The 20,485-nt window shown below is 63.0% G+C and carries 18 protein-coding genes, 1 tRNA gene and 1 pseudogene; 12 read left to right on the top strand and 8 right to left on the bottom strand.

All coding sequences use genetic code 11. The annotated features are described in order from the left end of the window. Positions 1–356: pseudogene (locus V3587_RS28810) on the bottom strand (hypothetical protein); the annotation flags it as partial. 232 nt (positions 357–588) lie between these two features. Between V3587_RS28810 and V3587_RS28805 the strand changes: the two are divergent. Beyond that, on the top strand, positions 589–1,404 hold the full coding sequence (locus tag V3587_RS28805; RefSeq protein WP_193594695.1) for a hypothetical protein: 816 nt from the start codon (positions 589–591) through the stop codon (positions 1,402–1,404). Positions 1,405–1,722: 318 nt separating this feature from the next. Then, positions 1,723–2,691, top strand: a complete 969-nt coding sequence (locus tag V3587_RS28800) for a PE-PGRS family protein (protein ID WP_193594696.1) — start codon at positions 1,723–1,725, stop codon at positions 2,689–2,691. A 290-nt stretch (positions 2,692–2,981) separates the two neighbouring features. Here V3587_RS28800 and V3587_RS28795 read toward each other — a convergent pair whose 3' ends face one another. Then, positions 2,982–3,998, bottom strand: coding sequence for a serine/threonine-protein kinase (locus V3587_RS28795; RefSeq protein WP_283377581.1), 1,017 nt, complete (start codon positions 3,996–3,998; stop codon positions 2,982–2,984). A 1-nt stretch (position 3,999) separates the two neighbouring features. Further along, complete coding sequence (locus tag V3587_RS28790) at positions 4,000–4,506, bottom strand: hypothetical protein (RefSeq protein WP_193594697.1); 507 nt, start codon at positions 4,504–4,506, stop codon at positions 4,000–4,002. A 651-nt stretch (positions 4,507–5,157) separates the two neighbouring features. On the opposite strand from V3587_RS28790, the gene V3587_RS28785 reads away from it, so the two are divergent. Further along, complete coding sequence (locus tag V3587_RS28785; RefSeq protein ID WP_283377580.1) at positions 5,158–5,499, top strand: hypothetical protein; 342 nt, start codon at positions 5,158–5,160, stop codon at positions 5,497–5,499. 53 nt (positions 5,500–5,552) lie between these two features. Here the strand turns inward: V3587_RS28785 and V3587_RS28780 are convergent. After that, positions 5,553–5,638: transfer RNA gene (locus tag V3587_RS28780), tRNA-Leu, on the bottom strand. A gap of 254 nt (positions 5,639–5,892) precedes the next feature. On the opposite strand from V3587_RS28780, the gene V3587_RS28775 reads away from it, so the two are divergent. From V3587_RS28775 to pknB, 7 genes are all read left to right on the top strand, one after another. Beyond that, positions 5,893–7,326, top strand: coding sequence for a DUF3662 and FHA domain-containing protein (locus V3587_RS28775; protein ID WP_283377579.1), 1,434 nt, complete (start codon positions 5,893–5,895; stop codon positions 7,324–7,326). 186 nt (positions 7,327–7,512) lie between these two features. Next, positions 7,513–7,977, top strand: coding sequence for an FHA domain-containing protein FhaB/FipA (locus V3587_RS28770; RefSeq protein ID WP_003943418.1), 465 nt, complete (start codon positions 7,513–7,515; stop codon positions 7,975–7,977). Then, a complete protein-coding gene (locus V3587_RS28765; protein WP_042453352.1) occupies positions 7,974–9,392 on the top strand; it encodes a PP2C family protein-serine/threonine phosphatase in 1,419 nt (472 codons plus the stop codon). Before V3587_RS28770 ends, V3587_RS28765 begins: the two co-directional genes overlap by 4 nt. After that, entirely contained in the window at positions 9,392–10,843 is a 1,452-nt protein-coding gene (locus V3587_RS28760; RefSeq protein WP_003943414.1) for an FtsW/RodA/SpoVE family cell cycle protein, read from the top strand. The genes V3587_RS28765 and V3587_RS28760 overlap by 1 nt, the downstream gene beginning before the upstream one ends. Next, the gene (locus V3587_RS28755) at positions 10,840–12,306 is read left to right on the top strand and encodes a peptidoglycan D,D-transpeptidase FtsI family protein (RefSeq protein ID WP_007735774.1); all 1,467 of its coding nucleotides are present in this window, start codon (positions 10,840–10,842) and stop codon (positions 12,304–12,306) included. The genes V3587_RS28760 and V3587_RS28755 overlap by 4 nt, the downstream gene beginning before the upstream one ends. A gap of 3 nt (positions 12,307–12,309) precedes the next feature. Further along, positions 12,310–13,668 carry a protein kinase domain-containing protein gene (locus tag V3587_RS28750; RefSeq protein ID WP_283377578.1) on the top strand — a complete coding sequence of 453 codons (1,359 nt, stop codon included), beginning with the start codon at positions 12,310–12,312 and terminating at the stop codon, positions 13,666–13,668. Next, on the top strand, positions 13,665–15,590 hold the full coding sequence (gene pknB / locus V3587_RS28745; RefSeq protein WP_007729221.1) for a Stk1 family PASTA domain-containing Ser/Thr kinase: 1,926 nt from the start codon (positions 13,665–13,667) through the stop codon (positions 15,588–15,590). Before V3587_RS28750 ends, pknB begins: the two co-directional genes overlap by 4 nt. A gap of 57 nt (positions 15,591–15,647) precedes the next feature. On the opposite strand, the gene V3587_RS28740 is transcribed toward pknB, so the two are convergent. Together V3587_RS28740 and V3587_RS28735 are read right to left on the bottom strand one after the other, a co-directional pair. Beyond that, the gene (locus V3587_RS28740; RefSeq protein WP_003942537.1) at positions 15,648–16,313 is read right to left on the bottom strand and encodes an aminodeoxychorismate/anthranilate synthase component II; all 666 of its coding nucleotides are present in this window, start codon (positions 16,311–16,313) and stop codon (positions 15,648–15,650) included. Between the two features lie 22 nt (positions 16,314–16,335). Beyond that, positions 16,336–17,049 (bottom strand): DUF881 domain-containing protein, encoded by a 714-nt coding sequence (locus V3587_RS28735; protein WP_003942461.1) that lies wholly within the window; start codon positions 17,047–17,049, stop codon positions 16,336–16,338. A gap of 102 nt (positions 17,050–17,151) precedes the next feature. On the opposite strand from V3587_RS28735, the gene crgA reads away from it, so the two are divergent. Together crgA and V3587_RS28725 are read left to right on the top strand one after the other, a co-directional pair. Then, entirely contained in the window at positions 17,152–17,415 is a 264-nt protein-coding gene (crgA, locus tag V3587_RS28730; protein WP_003942576.1) for a cell division protein CrgA, read from the top strand. 107 nt (positions 17,416–17,522) lie between these two features. After that, positions 17,523–18,014, top strand: a complete 492-nt coding sequence (locus tag V3587_RS28725; protein ID WP_003942511.1) for a PH domain-containing protein — start codon at positions 17,523–17,525, stop codon at positions 18,012–18,014. A gap of 7 nt (positions 18,015–18,021) precedes the next feature. Here the strand turns inward: V3587_RS28725 and V3587_RS28720 are convergent, their stop codons facing one another. Together V3587_RS28720 and V3587_RS28715 are read right to left on the bottom strand one after the other, a co-directional pair. Then, positions 18,022–18,870, bottom strand: coding sequence for a TauD/TfdA family dioxygenase (locus V3587_RS28720; RefSeq protein ID WP_042453359.1), 849 nt, complete (start codon positions 18,868–18,870; stop codon positions 18,022–18,024). 122 nt (positions 18,871–18,992) lie between these two features. After that, positions 18,993–20,360 (bottom strand): FAD-binding oxidoreductase, encoded by a 1,368-nt coding sequence (locus V3587_RS28715; protein ID WP_024487653.1) that lies wholly within the window; start codon positions 20,358–20,360, stop codon positions 18,993–18,995. Positions 20,361–20,485 lie beyond the last annotated feature (125 nt).

Genomic DNA, 20,485 nt, shown 5'->3' with positions numbered 1-20,485 from the left:
ACGAACCTAGCGAGCCCAGTCGAGCCCCGCACGCATCTTCGGAAAGGCCGACACGGTAGTTCGGTCAACAGGTCGGTCTTGACGCGGTCACCAGCAGGTCTCTGTAGTTTTGACGGCGCGACCACCACGCACTCCACACCCGCTTGATTCAGAGCTCGGTACAGGCCGAATCCGGTCGGTCCGGCCTCGTAGACGGCTTTCACCGGACCCGGCAACGAACGCAACCAGGCGAGGATCTCACCGGAGTCCGGACATAATCGTTGTTTCCATACTTCACCGGTTTGACCGTCGATCGCACATGCCACTACAGACAGTGCGTGCACGTCCAATCCGACACTCGTACGCTGATACATCACCGGGGCCTCCTGCAAATGTAGGCACTACCGATCCAGGCTTCGCCTACTCGGCAACCCACGGCAACTTGCAAGCGAGTCCCCGGCCCGAAACGGGCCGACCCTCATACCGTCTAGCGGTCGAGGGTCGGCGCTCGAAAGGATTTCGACCTTGAACGACTCTGTCTCGCGCCCCTCCCGACGAGGCGATCAGTTTTCCGCAATTATTCGATTAGTTGAGAAGGCCCATGCCGAGTTGACTGCCAATTCCGTCTTCGGGCCGGCTGACAGATACGCGCAGCAAGCCGTGGAACTCTCACTACTTCCCGAAGGAAAAGCACGTCACAAGTACGTCAATCGGTTCTACTGGTATGGCAAGATCGACATCCACACCGGCAATCCTGTTCCCCGCGACAGGAAGGTCACTGTGTGGGCTCTCGGAAGAGACGAGTTGGGATTTTGGTACGAGATCAAGAATGCGTATGCGTTTGGAACCGCAGAGCGGCACAGGGAACAGGCCCTTTCGGATCCATTGCGGCGGCATTTTTGGGCCGTGATCAGCGTTGCATCGTCGATCGTGCAAGAGATTCGGTCGCTTCACGATATCGCGGTGGAAGCCTTCCTCACGTCCGCGACCGGACCTGTCGACGTCGACAAAGAACTTGCGAGTATCACCACACAACTGCTCGATGTCGCATCAGTCAGAGTCGATATCGGTAGCGAACCGATCGGTGACACCCCTGAGATCGAGCATGCGCGGAAACTGTGGCTGCGCCACATCGAAGAACTGGATACCAATGTCGTTCAGCCAGTGATGGAGCGAATCACCTCACTATCCGAGTACCGTGATCGACTGCGCGCCGTGCAGATTCAGACGCAGACGATCCGTCGTATCGGCAAGAGCGCCGGAATCGACGAGCGGATGGACAAACTGGTTGCGAAATCCGGGCGGGACGTTGAGGGATCATCGAACATCAAATCGTCCACAGATGAGATCCACCAAGCCGAAGTTGCTCGCAGTTCCGCTTTGGCTGAGGTGCGTGGCGACTACCTGAACGCTCTGTTGCCGTAGACAAATTCGCTTTCCCGAGAGATGTGTAAGTCTTTGCACTGGTTGATCGTAAGTCTTTGTGGTGGTTGACCATTGGATGGCACTCTCGGGAGGTGGAGACTCCAATGCCCGGCGCCGCGTGTGGGTGCGGCGAGTTGGCTGCGAGCGAGGACAGCGCGTGCGGTAGCTTCGACATCGATCGGGTCGCTCTCACCACCGTTGCGCCGGAGCTTGCACCCCGACCTCCGTGGGCTCCAGCAAGATCGGAAGCCGAGCCCTTACGCAGATGGGATGACCCGCCCCGCAACAGCTACACAATGGCCTGCTTGACTCATCGCTGTGATGGAAACACGGGAGCCTGGGGCCCAACAAACCCTTGAGTCTGCAGTAAAGGTCGTCAGTCAGGCTGTACCCGAACCGATCCGAGAACACTGGGCCGACATCGGCGGCGTCCGTTATCCCCCGAAGCAGGCATACCAGCTGATCAGCGACCTCCCCCGGGCCAGCTTCACCTCTCATACGGCCCTGGCGCGTCTCCGCAGAATCGGCTTCACCACCAGTGTCTACCAAGCCAGGATCGGCGAGCAGCACACCGAAACAGACACCGACCCCAGTACCCCGGAGGGGGACTACACGCATCTGTCGGCATCGTTCTCCACTCTGCTGGATTTCCTCACCACGAATCAGCTCACCGAGCACCTGTCCTCCGCTGAGTCGGCATTCGCCGGCTCGGACACGATCGGGTGCGCTGACATCGTCGAACGTTTTCACTTCAGCGAGGATCTTCTCGACGCAGCCCTCGCCGTTCGTCAGCATGTCGGACGGCTCAACGACGTCATTCATGCCACCGTCATTGCGCGATGTCTGCCACTGATCCTCGAACCTGGCGAGACCGTCAGGGCCAGGCCATCACTCGGCGCCGGCAACGACCCCAGCAGGCCTTTTGATGTCGAGACCGATCGGCGCATCGCCGAGTTCAAGGTTTCGCAGTGGAAGGGTGCCGACACCATGCGCAAGCGAGGTGTGTTTGCTGATCTAGTTCATCTGGCGTTGGATCCCACGGAGCGGCGTGCGCAGATGTTCGTCGTCGGGGCGCTTCCGAAGAAGTTCTTGGTGGCCTCACGATCAACCGCCGAGTGGGCCTTGGGCCGCTCCTCTCCCCATACTCGACACCGATTCGAAGAAAAGTTCGGACCCGCCGGACAGTTCACCGTCGCCGAGTTCACCGCCGGACCGGCGGCACATATCGAGATCATCGACATCGCGACCTTGGTGCCGTCTCTGGGCCTGGCCGACGAGCTGCTCTAGCCGAGGTCGGCCATACCTTCCCGGCCGCTTGCTGCCGGAACCATCGCATTCCGTTGCCACGATCGCCGAAGAGGTCTGTTCTTCCGCCCATCAGGAGATCTATGCACGGGCAACGGCCTGAGTCCGAGAACTGATCAGGTCGCCACGTGTGACCAACTGCACGGGTTGTTACAGGTCAGGACCGGCCTTCGAGGGCCGCGGCAATGATCAAAACCGAACTAGCGATCAACAGGGGCGCGTCAAAAGGATCAACACTCTCCCCTATTCGTCCACGGCGGACAAGTGAGGGGTCACCCGCCCTGGCCGGCAATGCGTTGTAGCACCGTTGCCCCGTACCTGAGCGCAGCGGCTTCCGTTTGGAAAGTTTGTTTGTCGTTGTTCTGCGCCCTCCACGCCTTCGCTGGCAAGCATCGTTCTACGGTGAATTGGAAGTCGGTCGACCTACGACTGACTTCCGCTCTCCACTCCGTTCCATCCAGGGCTGATCCTTGCCAGGCATGCCGTGAATTTAAATGGCTATTATTGGTGAACGATCGCCAGTTGACTTGTGGGCGTGTCTTTTCCAGTGCATGACGGAAGTCCGACGCGCTCTGTATGCGTTTGGCAGGGTCAGGATGCAACGCCTTGGATACAGCCGTACGAAGAGAGCGGTGGATGTAAGGCATCCACGCGTCAGCGGCTGGAATGGCCGAGTTGGTCTCGAGTTTAGGGCGAACTCGCCTATCACTATTGAGCAGTCGGTAGGCGGTAAGGCCGAGTGCGTAGACATCCCCCTGGACGGTAGTGACAGTTCGCGTGCCATCTTTGATCGATTCCGGCGGAAGGTGCGGAAAGTACGGAAAACCTGAGCCACCTTCGGGTTCAACCTTCTCGCAGGCAAGACCGAAGTCGGAGACCTTCACGATATGAGTGCGATCAAGTAGAAGGTTCGCTGGCTTGATATCGCGATGAAGCAGGCCAACGGTGTGAATGTGCGCGATGCCCCTGCATGCGGCCTCCACTATGAGGACAGCATCTCGGACAGGTGCCGCATCTTGCTTGTACCTGTCGGCAACGCTCCCATCCTCCATGTACTCCATTCGAATGACAGGAGTTCCGTTCTCCACGTCGGTCGAGAAGACCGAAACAACATTGTCATGCTTTCCGAGTTCCATCGCCTGAGCCTCGGTGAAGTCTGCCTCTGAGAACGCGGCATGGGTGATGTACTTAGCGGCGCATGGACGGTTAAGACCCTCGTCGTACTCGAGTTCCACAGATCCGTAGAAGCCGTTGCCAAGATGTTTGATGCGTCTGAACGGGGCCACCATCTTACCCCCGCACCTGAGAGACCGCGAGAATCACCGGTTCCTGGTGCGATTTGGGAGTCGTACTGATGCAGGAAATATCGGCCAAGAAGCTATCGATTTCGCTCCTCTTTACTCCGAACTCAGTGCAAATCGACTGCTTCTTGACGGACTTCGCCGGAATCGAACACGCGCCGAGGACGGATCGCACAACCCCATCAACCTCGATACGCTGGACGAGCGAGTCCGTGAGACCGCCACGCGCTCCGCCTGCTGCGAGAATTGCCGCGCCATCTGGAGTGAATCTCGCTAGGATCTCGCGCACTTCCTTTGCCACCCAAGCGAGTTGCTTCTCGCGCGTGTCGCGAGGCGCAGCTGCAACTCGTCGCTCGATGACAATTGCGTCGATGTACTGTGCACCCTCGACAACCGCCCAGCTAATCGAGTCCTTCGTACATCGGAATCCAATGACCTTCACAGTCCCACTCTCACAGGTCTTTTGATCTCTGTAGAACCTCGCGTGATTCTTCACGCATGTATAGAATATGCGGATAGTCATGCCGGACGACAGAAGCGCTCTCCGCCTCCAATCTCATCCAGCGTCTCGACTACGTTGTTTGCAAATCTATCCGGCGAGCTTCTCAATACTCGCCGTAACACCGAAGAGGGTTCCTATAGCAGTCATCGCGGCCCTCTCGTAGTCTCTTAGGTTGATGACGTAGCGGAGCTGTCCAATTCTCCGAAAGGGCCTTTTCCGTCGATGACGACGGTGTACTCCGTCGACCCTTCCTTCAACGCATCTCCCGGTAGTCCTAGGTGCCAGTACATCGTTCGCCCTGGGGGGATCGCACCAAAGGAGGATCTATTTTCTTCATCCACACAGGGAACGCTCTTACGATCCACTCCTCGCCAGCCTTCCAATACCACTTCGACGCGATGCCTCCTACCTCGCTCCGTGGTGATCCAGTTGGCCGGCGTCTTATTCATCGTCGTTCATGGTCGATTCTCTTTGTCGTTCTCGTGGCCTACGTCCATCCCCACAACTCCAGAACGACGGAGCACTTCATGTCGAACCACCCCGCCATGGGGTGAATGTCCGTTACCTTCCTCGATAGTGGTTGCAATCTCCTGGCTGCTCGGCGTCCCGTGCAGGGATGCTGTCACCACGAAAGGGAGCACATCTGTGAATGGACTCGACACACCTACTCGTTTGTCCCGAACCACCGCGGCCCTCGGTGTCGGCGCGCTCGCTGCCGCGATCACCTTCGGCAGCGCAGTTGGTACTGCATCAGCCGACACTCCGGTCGCCGACTTCGGCAGTCTCTCGTTCTCGGTGACCAACGGTCCCGACAACACCATCTACGACATCAACGCAATCATCAATCTCCCACCCGGCACACTGCCGCCAGGGATGATGACCCCTCAGATCACGGCGCCCGCCGCGCCCCCTCAACCAGTCGGCGACCCGTTTGCGGGCACCGCATTGGACTTCGTTCTGAGCTTCATTCAGGCTGCGGCCAGATAGCCGACAACAAAAAACGAGGCCACCAACTCTTGTGAGTTCGTGGCCTCGTCTTGTGGTGGGCGAAGGGGGACTTGAACCCCCACGTCCCGAAGGACACTGGCACCTGAAGCCAGCGCGTCTGCCATTCCGCCACTCGCCCGAGCAACGCCGAAACATTATCACGACAAACTTTGAAAGTTCTATTCGTGCAGCTCAGGGCACGAATCGGTGAACACCGAGCACCCAAAAGCCCAGAACCGATACCATGCTGAAACAGCGGCCAGGTACTGCCGAAGCGACATTTGACAGTACCGTGGAACCTGTACAGCAGTTTGGACGACACGCGACAAGGCGGTGCCGGCGCTACTTGCCGAGCATTTTGCCGTCGTAGATGCGAGGCGAGAGGAGGGCCCGATGGGCATCGTGCAGCGTTTCGAACGGAAGCTCCAAGGAGCTGTCGGCGACGCATTCGCGCGGGTCTTCGGTGGTGGCGTTGTGCCGCAGGAAGTAGAGGCGGCGCTCCAGCAGGAGGCACGTGACCGCGTCGAGCACCTCGGCGGCGGAATCCTTCTCGCCCCCAACAACTACGTGATCACCATCAACAACTCCGATCACGAAGAGCTGGCAGCAGATCGCGAACTGACGACAAAAGCTTTCAGCCGACACCTGCAGGATTTCATCCGCGATCAGGGTTGGCAGACGTACGGCGACATCTCGGTCACTTTCGAGCCTTCGCCTACGCTCCACACCGGTCAGTTCCGCACCCGCGGAACCGTCGACCCGGATGGTGACGCCGAGCAGGCATCGCCGCCGTCGCATGTTCCGCAGGTTTCGTCGCGGCCGCCACAACGGCCGCCTCAGCGACCCGCACCGATTGTTCCCCCTGTTTCCAATCCAGTCCCGTCACAACCAGGAGCCGGCCCCATGACGCAGAACTCAGGCTACGAACCAAGCCGCGAACCGGCGGGTCGCCAGCCCGAACCGCAGCAGCCGGCACGGAACGGGTACTCCCACGACGACGGCGGTTACGCCGCTCCGCAGGGCCAGGAAGCGCCGTACCAGAACGGTTACGACCGCGGCGACGGTTACCGCACGGGCGACGACCAGCAGGGCTACAACCAGCAGCAGGGTGGCTACGACCAGCAGGCGTACCCGAACCAGCAGCAGCCGTACGAGCAGGCCGGTTACGACCAGCAGGGTTATGACCAGCAGGGTTATGACCAGCAGGGCGGCGGCTACGACCAGCAGGGTTACCAGCAGCAGCCGTACGACCAGCAGGGCTACGGCCAGCAGGCGTACCAGGGTGGGTACGACCAGCAGGGCTACCAGCAGGGCGGCTACGACCAGCAGGGTTACCAGCAGCCCTACAACGGCCAGTCCTACGATCAGCCGGGCTACGACCAGCAGAGCTACCAGCAGGGCGGTTACGACCAGCAGGCGTACACACAGCAGCCGTACGAGCAGGCCGGCTACGAGCAGGGCGGCAACTTCGAGCAGACGCAGGCCTACCCGCAGCAGGGTTACGCCCAGCCGCAGGGCGGTTACGCACCGACGGCCCAGAGCCTGACGGCAACCCTGCAGCTCGAGGACGGCAGCGGACGCCACTTCCAGCTTCGCGACGGCAGCAATGTCATCGGCCGCGGCCAGGAAGCTCAGTTCCGCCTCCCGGACACCGGCGTCTCACGTCGCCACATCGACATCCGTTGGGACGGCCGCACCGCGATGCTGTCCGATTTGGGATCCACGAACGGCACCACCGTCAACGGTGCACCGGTCCAGGACTGGCAGCTGGCAGACGGCGACATCATTCGTGCAGGTCACTCGGAGATTCTGGTTCGCATTCTCTGAGCTGAGAAACGGACGCCAGGATTTTTCCGATAACAATCGAACATTCGGCGGTCCGTCGGCGCGCCGCCGTCACGCGGCTGTCAGTATCGTGATCTTCGGGGCCCAGAGCCCCCTATGATGCTGCCAGTCGACAATGCTCGAACCCCGCTGCGGCGGGGCTCGAGCCATAGAAGGAGGTGGACAGCCGTGCAGGGCCTGATTCTGCAACTCACACGGGCGGGCTTCCTGCTCCTACTGTGGCTGTTCGTCTGGGCAGTCCTCCGCACTCTCCGCTCCGACATCTATGCCGGCTCCGGGGTCAGGGTTCCGCCGCGGTACACCCGCGCCGGAAAGGTCCTGCCCTCGCTGGGCAAGGCGAAGGTGCCTCGGTACCTGGTGGTCACGCAGGGCGCCCTCGCCGGTACCCGCATCACCCTGGGTTCTCAGCCCGTCATGATCGGTCGCGCCGACGATTCGACGCTCGTTCTCACCGACGATTACGCGTCGACGCGCCATGCGCGGCTCTCTCAGCGCGGCGCTGATTGGTACGTCGAGGATCTCGGTTCGACCAACGGCACCTATCTGGACCGCGCCAAGGTCACCACTGCGGTGCGCGTGCCGCTGGGCACTCCGGTTCGCGTCGGCAAGACGGTAATCGAGCTACGCCCGTGACCCTTGTTCTCCGCTACGCGGCGCGCAGCGACCGCGGTCTCGTGCGCTCCAACAACGAAGATTCCGTGTACGCCGGTGCACGCCTGTTGGCTTTGGCCGACGGTATGGGCGGGCACGCGGCCGGTGAGGTCGCGTCGCAGTTGATGATTGCCGCTCTGGCGCATCTCGACGACGACGAGCCCGGCGAGGATCTGCTCGGAAAGCTCGAGGCAGCCACCCGCGAGGGCAACGATTCCATCGCCGATCACGTCGAGGAAGAACCCGAACTCGACGGCATGGGCACCACGCTCACCGCGATCCTCTTCTCCGGCAGCAAGCTCGGTCTCGTGCACATCGGCGACTCGCGCGCCTACCTGCTGCGCGACGACCACCTGACGCAGATCACCCGCGACGACACATTCGTCCAGTCACTGGTCGACGAGGGCAGGATCACCGCCGAACAGGCACACACGCACCCGCAGCGATCCCTGATCATGCGGGCGTTGACCGGTAACGAGATCGAGCCGACGCTCACCGTGCGCGAAGCCCGCGCCGGCGATCGCTACCTGCTCTGCTCCGACGGCCTCTCCGACGTGGTCAGCGACGAGACCATCGAGAACACGATGCGCGAGGGCTCGCAGGAGCAGTGCGCCGACCGTCTCATCGAATTGGCGCTGCGCAGCGGCGGTCCCGACAACGTCACCGTCGTCGTCGCCGATGTCATCGACCTCGACTACGGCCAGTCGCATCCCATCGTCGCGGGCGCCGCGTCGACGGAAGAGGAAGAGGACTCCCCTCCCCCCAACACCGCTGCCGGCCGCGCCGCTGCCATGCGTCCGCCGCGCGCGACGCCCAAGCGAGTTGTCTCCCAACCCGAACCGGAACCGAAGAAGAAGCGGAACCGGTTGTGGTGGGTGGTCCTCGCCGTGGTGCTGATCGCGCTGGTCGGCGTCGGCGCCGTGATCGGCCGCGCCGTCATCCGCAACAACTACTACGTCGGCGAAGACAACGGCCGCGTGACGGTGCTGCGCGGAATCCCCGGTTCGGTGCTCGGCTACTCGCTGCAAGACGCGGATCTGGTGGGTTGCGTCGGCGACGACGACGTCCTGACCCTCGTCTCCCCCGACGCGATTCCCAGCAACTGCAACATCCTCGAAGTGACGGATCTGCAGCCGTCGGCGCAGGAGCAGGTGCGCGCCGGGTTGCCGTCCGGCAAGCGTGAGGATGCGCAGAGCCAGATGATCCGTCTCATCGGCGGCGATCTGCTTCCTCGTTGTGAGCCGGTTCCGACGACGACGGCCACGCCCACTCCCCCGCCGGCACCGGAGACCACGCCGCCCCCCGCACCGGAGCCTGCTGCGCCGACGACGGCAGCACCCACGACTACGCCGACGCCGACCGAAGTTCCCGGTCAGACTTGCAGGACGGTCAACTGATGTCGTCCAACGCAGCTGCGGGGACGGCTTTTCCGAGTCCGCCCGGAGGTTTTGCCCCGGCGCCGGTCCAGTCGACCCGCCGAAACGTGGAGCTGCTGCTCCTGGGCTTTGCCGTCATCATCACGACGGTCTCGCTTCTGCTCGTCGAGGCGAGCCAGGAACAGAAGATCACTCTCGATCTGGCCAAGTACGCGCTCGCGTACACGGGCTTGTTCCTGATCGCGCACTTGGCAATTCGGCGGTATGCGCCGTACGCCGATCCGCTGCTGCTGCCGATCGTCGCCCTGCTCAACGGCCTCGGGTTGGTGCTCATCCACCGACTCGACCTCGCCGACGAACAGACAGCGCTCTACAACGGCGTCGAAGCACCGTCACCGGATGCGAACCAGCAGGTCATGTGGACTGCACTGGCGATCACCGGTTTCGTGTTGCTGCTCGTGTTCTTGAAGGACTACCGCCTGATGGCGCGGTTCAGCTACACACTCGGCCTCGCAGGCCTGGTGTTCCTGGCGATTCCCGCGATCCTGCCGGCGAAGTTCTCGAGCGTGAACGGCGCAAAAATCTGGATTCGCCTGCCTGGATTCAGCATTCAGCCAGGTGAGTTCGCGAAGATCCTGCTCATCATCTTCTTCGCGTCGGTGCTCGTCGCCAAGCGCGACCTGTTCACCTCGGCCGGTAAACACTTCCTGGGCATGGACTTTCCGCGTGCCCGCGACCTCGGTCCGATCCTGCTCGCCTGGATCGTCTCAGTGGGCGTGCTCGTCTTCGAAACCGACCTCGGTACGTCGTTGCTGCTCTTCAGCACCGTGCTGGTGATGCTCTACATCGCGACCGAACGTGTGGGCTGGCTGGTGATCGGCGGCGGACTGCTCGCCATCGGATTCTTCTTCGCCTACAAGATGTTCGGACACGTGCGCGTGCGCGTCGACACCTGGCTGGACCCGCTCGGCGACTACGCCAACACCGGTTATCAGATCTCGCAATCGCTGTTCGGCCTGGCCACCGGTGGTATCGCCGGAACAGGTCTGGGCAGCGGCCGCCCCAACCAGGTGCCGTTCGCGAAGACGGACTTCATCATCGCGACCATCGGCGAAGAGCTCGGTTTGATCGGCCTGGCCGCTGTGCTGATGCTGTTCCTGCTTCTCATCGTGCGCGGCCTGCGTACGGCGTTGGCAGTGCGCGACAGCTTCGGCAAACTGCTGGCCGCCGGTCTGTCGTTCACCATCGCGATCCAGATCTTTGTCGTCGTCGGCGGCGTCACCAAGCTGATCCCGCTGACGGGTCTGACTACACCGTTCATGTCGTACGGCGGCTCGTCGCTGCTCGCGAACTACCTACTGCTGGCCATCCTCGTCCGGATCTCGGACGCGGCTCGTGCGCCGGTAGTGACGAAGAAGAAAGGTCCGCCCCCAATCGCTGACGCCAATACCGAGATGATGCCGCGCGTATGAACACTCCACTGCGCCGCGTCGCGATGGCCGTCATGGTGATGGTCGTCGCGCTCCTCGCCAACGCCACGTACGTACAGGTCATCAAAGCTGACGACCTGCGAGCCGACCCGCGCAACTCGCGGGTGCTGCTCGACGAGTACTCACGCCAGCGAGGTCAGATCTCGGCTTCCGGTCAGGTGCTTGCCGCCTCCCGCGCCACCGACGACCGGTACAAGTACCTGCGCGAGTATCCGAATCCGTACCCGTACGCACCGGTCACGGGCTTCTACTCGATGCAGTACGGCAGCGCCGGCCTCGAGCGCACCGAGGATCCGATTCTCAACGGCTCGGACAACCGGTTGTTCAGTCAGCGCTTCTTCGACCTGGTGTCCGGACGCGATCCGCGCGGCGGCAACGTCGTCACGACGCTCAATCCGGCCATGCAGCAGGTGGCGTACGACCAGCTGACCAGCAAGGGTTACACCGGGTCCGTCGTCGCGATCGAGCCGAGCACCGGACGCATCCTGACGATGGTCAGCACTCCGAGCTACGACCCGAACCTGCTTGCCAGCCACGACGGCGCCGAAACCACCAAGGCGTGGGACGAGCTCAATGCCGATCCCAACGATCCGCTGGTCAACCGCGCGATCTCGCAGACCTACCCACCCGGCTCGACGTTCAAGGTGCTCACCACGGCCGCAGCTCTTGGCAACGGTGCGACGCCGGACGACCAGCTGACCGCGGCTCCGCAGATCACGCTGCCCGGCACCAGCACGACCCTCGAGAACTACAACGGCAGCACGTGCGGCCCCAACCCGACGGCGTCGTTGCGCGACGCGTTTGCGCGCTCGTGCAACACGGCGTTCGTCGAACTGGGCATCAAAGACGGCGCCGACGCCATCAAGGACGAGGCCAGCGCCTTCGGTATCGGACCCAACACTCCCGCGATCCCGCTGCCGGTTGCAGACAGCACGGTCGGCGACATCTCCGACGACGCGGCTCTCGGCCAGACCAGCATCGGCCAGCGTGACGTCGCGGTGACCCCGCTCGAGAACGCAGTGATCGCCGCGACCGTCGCCAACGGCGGTGTGCGGATGCAGCCCAACCTGATCTCCCAGTTGCAGGCACCCGATCTGACCGATCTCAGTACGCCGTCACCGGTGTCGATGGGTCAGGCGATCTCGCCGGCAGTGGCCGCAACGCTGACTGATCTGATGATCGGCTCGGAGAACTTCACCGGCGGCGACGGCAAGATCCCCGGAGTTCAGATCGCGTCCAAGACCGGTACCGCCGAGCACGGCGTGAACCCGCGGGAAACTCCGCCGCACGCCTGGTACATCGCTTTTGCACCGGCGCAGAATCCGACGGTCGCCGTGGCCGTCATCGTCGAGAACGGTGGTGACCGCGGACTCGCCGCTACCGGTGGCTCGGTTGCTGCGCCGATCGGTCGTGCAGTCATCGCAGCCGGAATCCAAGGGGGCTGAACCGTGGCGTTGAACAACGGCGCTTTGATCGCCGATCGTTACCGATTGATCCGTCTCATCGCCACCGGTGGGATGGGTCAGGTGTGGGAAGCCACGGACTCCCGGCTCAACCGTCGCGTCGCCGTCAAGGTACTCAAGTCCGAGTTCTCTTCCGATCCGGAGTTCTTGGAGCGCTTCCGCTTCGAGGCCCGCACCACCGCGCAGCTCAACCATCCCGGTATCGCCGGAATCTACGACTACGGCGAGACCCGCGACAGCTCGGGTGATTCCACGGCGTATCTGGTGATGGAACTCGTCAACGGTGAACCGCTCAACGCCGTCCTGGCACGCGTCGGCCGCCTGGCGGTTCCGCATGCCCTCGACATGCTCGAGCAGACCGGCCGCGCCCTGCAGGTCGCACACGACGCCGGTGTCGTGCACCGCGACGTGAAGCCGGGCAATATCCTCATCACGCCTACTGGCCAGGTGAAGATCACGGACTTCGGCATCGCCAAGGCCGTCGAGAACTCTCCTGTCACGCGCACGGGAATGGTGATGGGCACCGCCCAGTACATCGCGCCCGAGCAGGCTCTCGGTCAGGACGCGACCGCGGCGAGTGACGTGTACTCGCTGGGAATCGTCGGATACGAAGCACTTTCGGGTCGACGTCCGTTCACGGGTGACGGCGCGCTGACCGTCGCGATGAAGCACGTGCAGGAAACCCCGGCGCCGATGCCGGCCGACCTGCCGCCGAACATCCGCGAGCTCATCGACATCACGTTGACCAAGGATCCGGCCGGCCGCTACGCCAGTGGCGGCGAGTTCGCCGACGCCGTTGCAGCCGTTTGGGCAGGGAGACATCCACCGCCGCCCGGTCTGCTCGCTACCGGTGCCGCGAGCGCGTTGCCGGCAACGGGTGCCACGCAGGTCATGCCGCCGACGTACGCGGGCCCGGTGACGGGCGCCGCTGCTGCGGACGACGCGGCAGCCGGCGGACTGACCAGTGGACAGAAGGCCGTGGCGTGGGCCGGCGGCGGATTGATCCTGTTGGCGTTGATCATCGGCGGAGTCTGGATCGCGACCGACGGTCCGAGCGACCCGACGCCGCCCGTCGTCACGTCCACGACGTTGCCGACCACCACGACGACCAAGCCCACCACCACGACGACTCGGCCGACGACGACGACCACCGAGCCGACAACAACGACGACTCGGCCGACGACCACAACGACCGAGCCGACAACCACCACGACAACGCCGACCACGACCACAACAACTCCGACGACCACAACCACCACCACGACGACAACGACGACCACAACGACCACTGAGCCGTTGGCGGATCCCGGAGACGCTGAAGAACCGCTAGGACAAGACCAATGACGACACCCCGCAATCTCTCCTCCCGCTACGAGCTGGGTGAGATTCTCGGCTTCGGCGGAATGTCCGAGGTTCACCTGGCGCGCGACCTCCGACTCAGCCGCGACGTCGCGATCAAGGTGCTGCGTGCAGACCTCGCGCGCGATCCCACGTTCTACTTGCGGTTTCGTCGTGAGGCGCAGAACGCTGCCGCGCTGAACCATCCGGCGATCGTGGCCGTCTACGACACCGGTGAAGCCGAGACCGACGCCGGGCCGCTGCCGTACATCGTCATGGAGTACGTCGACGGCGACACGTTGCGTGACATCGTGCGCAGCACCGGGCCGATGGCTCCGCGCAAGGCGATGGAAGTGATCGCGGACGTCTGTGCCGCTTTGGACTTCAGCCACCGCAACGGCATCGTGCACCGCGACGTCAAGCCCGCCAACATCATGATCAACCGTGCCGGCGCCGTGAAGGTGATGGACTTCGGTATCGCCCGTGCCATTTCCGACGCGTCGAGCCCGATGACGCAGACGGCCGCCGTGATCGGCACCGCTCAGTACCTCTCGCCGGAGCAGGCGCGAGGTGAGCAGGTCGACGCGCGTTCGGACGTGTACTCGCTCGGTTGTGTGCTGTTCGAGATTCTGACGGGCGAGCCGCCGTTCAAGGGTGATTCACCGGTCGCCGTGGCGTACCAGCATGTTCGTGAAGATCCGCAGACGCCGTCGGAGATCAATCCCGACATTCCGCGCGAGCTGGATTCGATCATTCTCAAGGCAATGAGCAAGAACCCGGCCAACCGCTACCAGAGCGCCGGCGACATGCGCAGCGACTTGGTACGCGTTCTGGGCGGTCAGCGTCCGAGTGCGCCGATGGTGATGAACGACGAGGACCGCACCACCATCCTCGGCGCCGTCGGCTCCGACACCGGGAACTACCGCACTGCTCCCGATCCGGTCGAGCCGGTTGCTGCGAGGACAACTCGCGCCGCCGAGCCGCCTGCCAAGAAGAAGGGCGGACGCTACGCCCTGATGGGCATCGCGGCGCTTCTGGTGATCGGTCTGGTGACGTTCTTCCTCATTCGGGTGAACTCGCCGAAGGTCGAGATGGTGACCGTTCCGGGTGACCTGACCAACCAGCCCGCCGACGTCGCCGAGGCGACGCTGACCAACGCCGGATTCCAGGTGGAGCGTCAGCAGAAGACGGACAAGGTGATCGCCGCCGGAAACGTCATCACGACGCGTCCGGTTGCCGGGGTGCGCATCGAGAAGGGCAGCACCGTCACCATCGACGTGTCCACCGGCCCCGAGCAGGTCGCGATCCCACGCCTGACCGGGCTGAGCCAGGACGACGCGGAGAAGAAGCTCAACTCCGTCGGACTCCGACTTGATCCGACCATCGGCAAGGCGGCATCGACCGTCGCCGAGGTCGACAAGATCGTCAATCAGGATCCTGCCGTCGGAGTGTCGGTTGTTCTCGATTCCGCGGTCTCGATCACCGTCGGCACCGGACCGGAGCAGGTTCGTGTCCCGGATGTCACCGGTCAGCGTGAAGAGGTGGCGAGGCCCAACATCGAAGGTGCCGGGTTCGTCGTCCAGATCACGGAGATCGATTCGGGTCTGCCGAAGGGACAGGTCGTTTCGACCGACCCGACCGGCGGTACTTCGGCCACCAAGGGTTCGACCGTGACGCTACGAGTGTCCAACGGCAACCAGGTCGCGATGCCTGATCTGACCAACAAGACGGTGTCGGAGGCGTTGAGCACGCTTCGCGCAGCCGGTTGGGCGGGAACCGCTTCGCAGCTGGTGCAGAACCAGAGCACGACGCTCACCCCGGAAATGGTGGGCAAGATCGTCTCGCAGACGCAGCCTCCGGGCTCGGAGATCTCCAAGGACGCAGTCATCACCGTCAGCGTCGGAGCGCTCGGAATCCCCGGCCGCTAGCAAAGTGAAAAAGTGCCTCCCGGAGATTTCCGGGAGGCACTTTTTTGTGGACAGGTGTCAGAGAATTGCGGGTAATGCGCCACCGAGCGCCGACGCGACCTCGGCCTCGAGGGCTGCGACGAGTCCTTCCGGAGGCGCCTCACCGCAGACTGCGAGCCAGTTCGCGAGCATCCGGTGCCCACCCTGGGTGAGTACGGACTCGGGGTGGAACTGGACGCCGTGAATCGGCAGTTCGCGGTGACGCATCGCCATCACGACGCCACTCTCGGTGTGTGCGGTCACCTCGAGTTCCTCGGGAATGGTGTCCTCGAGAACCGTCAGCGAGTGGTAGCGGGTAGCGGTGAACGGATCGGGCAGTCCGGCCAGGACGCCGACGTCCTTGTGGTGAACCAGACTCGTCTTGCCGTGAAGCAGTTCGGGCGCGCGGTCGACGGTTCCGCCGAAAGCCGCACCGATCGCCTGATGTCCGAGGCAGACGCCAAGCAGCGGGGTCTTGGTGTCGGCGCAGACCTTCACCAGATCCATCGTCGCTCCCGCGCGCTGCGGAGTTCCGGGGCCCGGGCTCAGGAGAATGCCGTCGAACTGCGCTACTGCACCCTCGAGGTCTGCCGTCAGTTGTGGATCGTCGTTGCGCCAGACCACGGCTTCGGTTCCGAGCTGGCCGAGGTACTGCACCAGGTTGAACACAAAGCTGTCGTAGTTGTCGACGACGAGAATCCTCATGAGAGCAGGGTAAACGCCCGTGCTATCCGCCGGTATAGGCGGGGACCGTGATCTGCGACGGCGTTGCCTGCGTGTACCCGAGGCCGAAGCGGGTCGCGTACTGCTTGTAGATCCGAATGCCCGGTTCGGCGGCGAGGGCCGCCTCGAGGCGCGCAACGTCACCGATGGCGCTCATCACGTAGGGCGGGCTGTAGGTACGTCCGTGAAGAAGAAGAGTGTTTCCGATGCACCGCGGCGCCGACGTACTGATGATCCGTTGGTCCTGCATGCCCACCGCTTCGGCCCCGCCGGCCCACAGTGCGTTCAGGACGCTCTGAACGTCCTGCTGATGCACGACGAGGTCGTCCGGGGTGGCGTCGACCGGATACTTGCCGTCGGCGTTGCGCGGAGCGTCCGTCATCGTGACGACAACACCCGGGCCGGTCATCTCCGTCAGTCCCGCGTCGGCGGAGATGTTCTTGATGTCACCGAGCGCGGCGGCCACTCCGGCGTCGGACCGAGCGGCGTCTTGCTGCAGCGAATCGAGCTGGGCGGCAAGTTCGTCCCGGTCGGCCGAGACTTTTTCGGCATTGGCCTGGGCGCTGCGAACCAGATCGGAGAGCCTGGTGCTTTCGGTGACCTGGAGCTGGTTCTCCTCGGCGGATCGTTGCGCCGTGGCGACCATCAGACCGGCTACCAGGCAGACGGCAAGTACACCGATGTGCCAGACGGTTCGTGAAGATTCACCCGAAGACACGTGGCTCCTCCCGGATTGTGCAGGTCGGCCGGTGACCAACTGGACACAGCTACGTTAGCGTGTAGGTAACACATGCAGGTCACACCGTAGAGCGAGGACGTCATGCCCAAGTCGAAGGTCCGTAAGAAGAACGACTACACAGTCAACCCGGCAAACCGCACTCCGGTGAAGGTGAAGATGGGTCCGTCGAGCACGTTGTACGTCTCGGTGATGCTCGGATTCATGCTTGTCGGCCTGGCATGGCTGATTGTGTACTACTTGGCCGCGGATTCGATCACGTGGATGAACGACTTGGGAAACTATAACTTCCTCGTCGGCTTCGGTTTCATGGTTGTCGGCCTTGTCATGACCATGAGATGGCGCTGACCAGCGAGTATCTGATTCGACCCGGATCGTGACCGTCATTCAATTACATGGGTGTCATTCATCCCCATTGTGGATAACTCCTGTGGACAACCTAGGAAGTTATCCACATGCTCGAGGATGAATTTCATCCACAGCCTCGTGACAACGTCACGGAGGTGATCTCGTGGGCCACTCCGATGGGTGTTGTCTACGCGATGTTCGGCGGCGGAATTGCCCTCGCGATCGCCTCGATAATCGCGCCCACGGAGCCTGCCGGACGCTTCCTGCTCGCCCTCGCGGTGATCGGGCTGTTCGTGATGGGCGGACTCGCCCTGCGTCAGCGTCCCCGCCTGGCTGTGATCGAAGACGCGGGAACCAAGTCGATCGCGGTGCAGCGACTGCGCGCCCGCCACGAGTTCACCCGCGAACAGATCGACCGCGTGCGTCTCGTCCGCTACCCGCGTCTGGGTCGACGCGTCCCGATGCTCGAGATCGACATCGTCGACCGTCCCACCGACACGGAGAAGCTGTTGATCTTCGGACGCTGGGATCTCGGCACGTCGCCGGAGGACGTCCTCGACGTGCTCGCTGTCCACGGATTGGTACCGCCCGAGAAATAGGCGCGGGTTACATGGCCAGTGCCGCGAGGTCCGGCTGCACGATGTCGAGAGCCTGCTGCGGCACCGCGACTGCGTCGCTCGACCATCCCCAGATCGAGTACAGCTCACGGCCGGGGTCGGTGTATCCGTCGCGGCCGTGCAGTACCCGGTAGTTGTCGATGCAGATCATCTCGCCGGCTTCGGCGCGGAACATCGGACCGCTGTCGCGCACGTGAATCACAGCCTCACTCCACTGCTTCACCAGCGGCCACTGCGCTACTTCCGATTCACCGGCGATCGGCGCGAGGTACGGGTGATAGCGAACCTGGTTGCGTCCACTCGGCACCGTCCTGGCGATCGGCGCAAATGTGTTCTGCGGGAAGTTCGGTTCCGAATGGTCGATGTCTGTGCTCCAACAGAATTCGGCCAATTCAGCGGTTGCGGGATCGAAGGCGAGCAACCGCGTCAGTTTGAGCGCATCGATGAGAAACGAGTCGCCGCCACTCGGATACGCCGGACGCTTGCACCACAGAAACAGATAGTCGGGCGCGTAGTCACCGAACGCAAAACCGTCGTTGTGGGCGGTCATCCGCTCGCCGGAGATGCCGAACGAGCGCTTCCTGCCGCGTTCGTCCACCGGTTGGGTGTCGACGACAGCTGCTTCGGCATCCTGACTCTTGGCACTCGCCTCGAACTGACGGCCGACGCGAATGCACTTCTCACCGAGCAAATTCGACGCGAAGGCAATGGCATCTTCCTCGGTGTGCAGGCCACCGAAGACCGCGGCCCCGTCGAGAGCGATTGCCGCCCGGACGGCCTCGACCGTGTCCACGCGCCGCGGAACAACACTTGCCAGCGTCAAATCGGAAGAGAACATTCATGACTCCATACGTCGAGTTGGCCAAACGGTTCAACTCGAGCGTAGGAACTCGTCATTTCGACGGCGTAACTCCGGAAACCGATTCGGTTACGGAGCCGGCCTTCAGATCACCCGGCCTTTCAGATCACCTTGCCGGGGTTCATGATTCCGTGAGGGTCGAGTGCGCCCTTGATTGCATGATGCATCGCGACGACGGCCGGTGACAGTTCCTGCGCCAGGCCACCCATCTTCAGTAGGCCGACGCCGTGCTCACCGGTCACGGTTCCGCCCAACTCGAGGGCGTTGTCGATGATCTCGGCAAAAGCGGCCTGAGCGCGCCTCCGCGCCGCTTCGTCGTCGTGTGGCGTGATCAGCAGCGGGTGCAGGTTGCCGTCACCCGCGTGCGCGATGTTCGCGATGTGCGTGTCGTGCCGGGCCGAAATGGCCTCAATCCGTGCCAACATCTCCGGGACCGCTGCCTTGGGGACACAGATGTCCTCGGTGAGCACCGGGCCGAGCCGCTCGAGGGCGGGGTATGCCAGACGCCGGGCGGAGAACAGGGCGTCGGCTTCCTCCTGGTCGGTGGATCTCGCGCTCCAGGTAGCCCCGGAGCGGTTGAAGCAGGCCAACATTCGCTCAGCTTCGGCGTCGCCGATCTCGCCAGGTGTGTCGATGCGGCCGAGCAGGACCACCTCGGCGTCAGCCGAGAGGCCCATGTTCTTCCAGGCATCGACGGCAAGGAGACACTGCCGATCGATCAACTCGAGAGCCGACGGCGTGAGACCGTCCGCGGCGACGGCTTCGACGGCCTTGCCCGCAGCAACGATGGAGTCGAAGTATCCGACGATGGTGCGTTCGGGATCGCGCTGAGGACGAAGCTTGACGGTCACCTCGGTGATCACCCCGAGAGTGCCTTCGGAGCCGACCATGAGTGCCGAGAGATCAAACCCAGCCACTCCCTTGGCAGTTCGACGCCCGAGCCGAACCAGCTCACCGGTTCCGGTGACCACCTGCATGCCCAGTACGTAGTCCTTGGTGACGCCGTACTTGACGCAGCACAGGCCGCCGGCATTGGTCGCGACGTTGCCGCCGATCGTCGACCAGGGTGCGCTCGCCGGATCGGGTGGATACCAGAGGCCGTGCTCGGCGCAGGCGTCGCGGAGGTGATCGTTGACCACTCCGGGTTCGACCACGGCCAAACGCTCGAGGGTGTTGATCTCCTTGATGGCGTTCATCGCGTCGAAGGCGATCACGACGCCGCCGGCGACTGCGTTGGCTCCACCCGACAGACCGGTTCCGGCGCCGCGCGTGACGACGGGCGCACCGTGGGCGATGCACGCCTGCACAACTGTCTGTACCTGCTCGGCTGTGCGCGGGCGGACCACGGCGACAGGCATCTCGTAGGGAGCCCACTCGGCGTCGTCGTGGATGTAGCTCGCCATGATGTCGGGGTCGGTGATCAGTCGATCCGCATCGATCTGCGAGCCGAGCGCCTCGAGGAGTGTCATGTCTCCACGATAGTGACGGCGGCTACACCGCCCCATGTAGATTTACTCCGAGAAACCGGAAACTGTATGGACATTCTCTCCATACTCATCTTTGGTCAGACGAGTTGGTCTGACGAGTTGGTCTG

It is taken from the genome of Rhodococcus sp. IEGM 1306, assembly GCF_036541985.1.
In the GTDB taxonomy this organism is placed as follows: Bacteria; Actinomycetota; Actinomycetes; order Mycobacteriales; family Mycobacteriaceae; genus Rhodococcus_F; species Rhodococcus_F qingshengii.
Note: the sequence above shows the minus strand (reverse complement) of the source record. Positions and strands in the feature narration are given on the sequence as shown.

Coding starts and splice junctions, on each gene's coding strand:
- V3587_RS28795 (WP_283377581.1), bottom strand. CDS start 3,998: ATGGTGGCCCCGTTCAGACGCATCAAACATCTTGGCAACGGCTTCTAC.
- V3587_RS28775 (WP_283377579.1), top strand. CDS start 5,893: ATGGGCATCGTGCAGCGTTTCGAACGGAAGCTCCAAGGAGCTGTCGGC.
- V3587_RS28760 (WP_003943414.1), top strand. CDS start 9,392: ATGTCGTCCAACGCAGCTGCGGGGACGGCTTTTCCGAGTCCGCCCGGA.
- V3587_RS28755 (WP_007735774.1), top strand. CDS start 10,840: ATGAACACTCCACTGCGCCGCGTCGCGATGGCCGTCATGGTGATGGTC.
- pknB (WP_007729221.1), top strand. CDS start 13,665: ATGACGACACCCCGCAATCTCTCCTCCCGCTACGAGCTGGGTGAGATT.
- V3587_RS28740 (WP_003942537.1), bottom strand. CDS start 16,313: ATGAGGATTCTCGTCGTCGACAACTACGACAGCTTTGTGTTCAACCTG.
- crgA (WP_003942576.1), top strand. CDS start 17,152: ATGCCCAAGTCGAAGGTCCGTAAGAAGAACGACTACACAGTCAACCCG.
- V3587_RS28725 (WP_003942511.1), top strand. CDS start 17,523: ATGCTCGAGGATGAATTTCATCCACAGCCTCGTGACAACGTCACGGAG.
- V3587_RS28720 (WP_042453359.1), bottom strand. CDS start 18,870: ATGTTCTCTTCCGATTTGACGCTGGCAAGTGTTGTTCCGCGGCGCGTG.
- V3587_RS28715 (WP_024487653.1), bottom strand. CDS start 20,360: ATGACACTCCTCGAGGCGCTCGGCTCGCAGATCGATGCGGATCGACTG.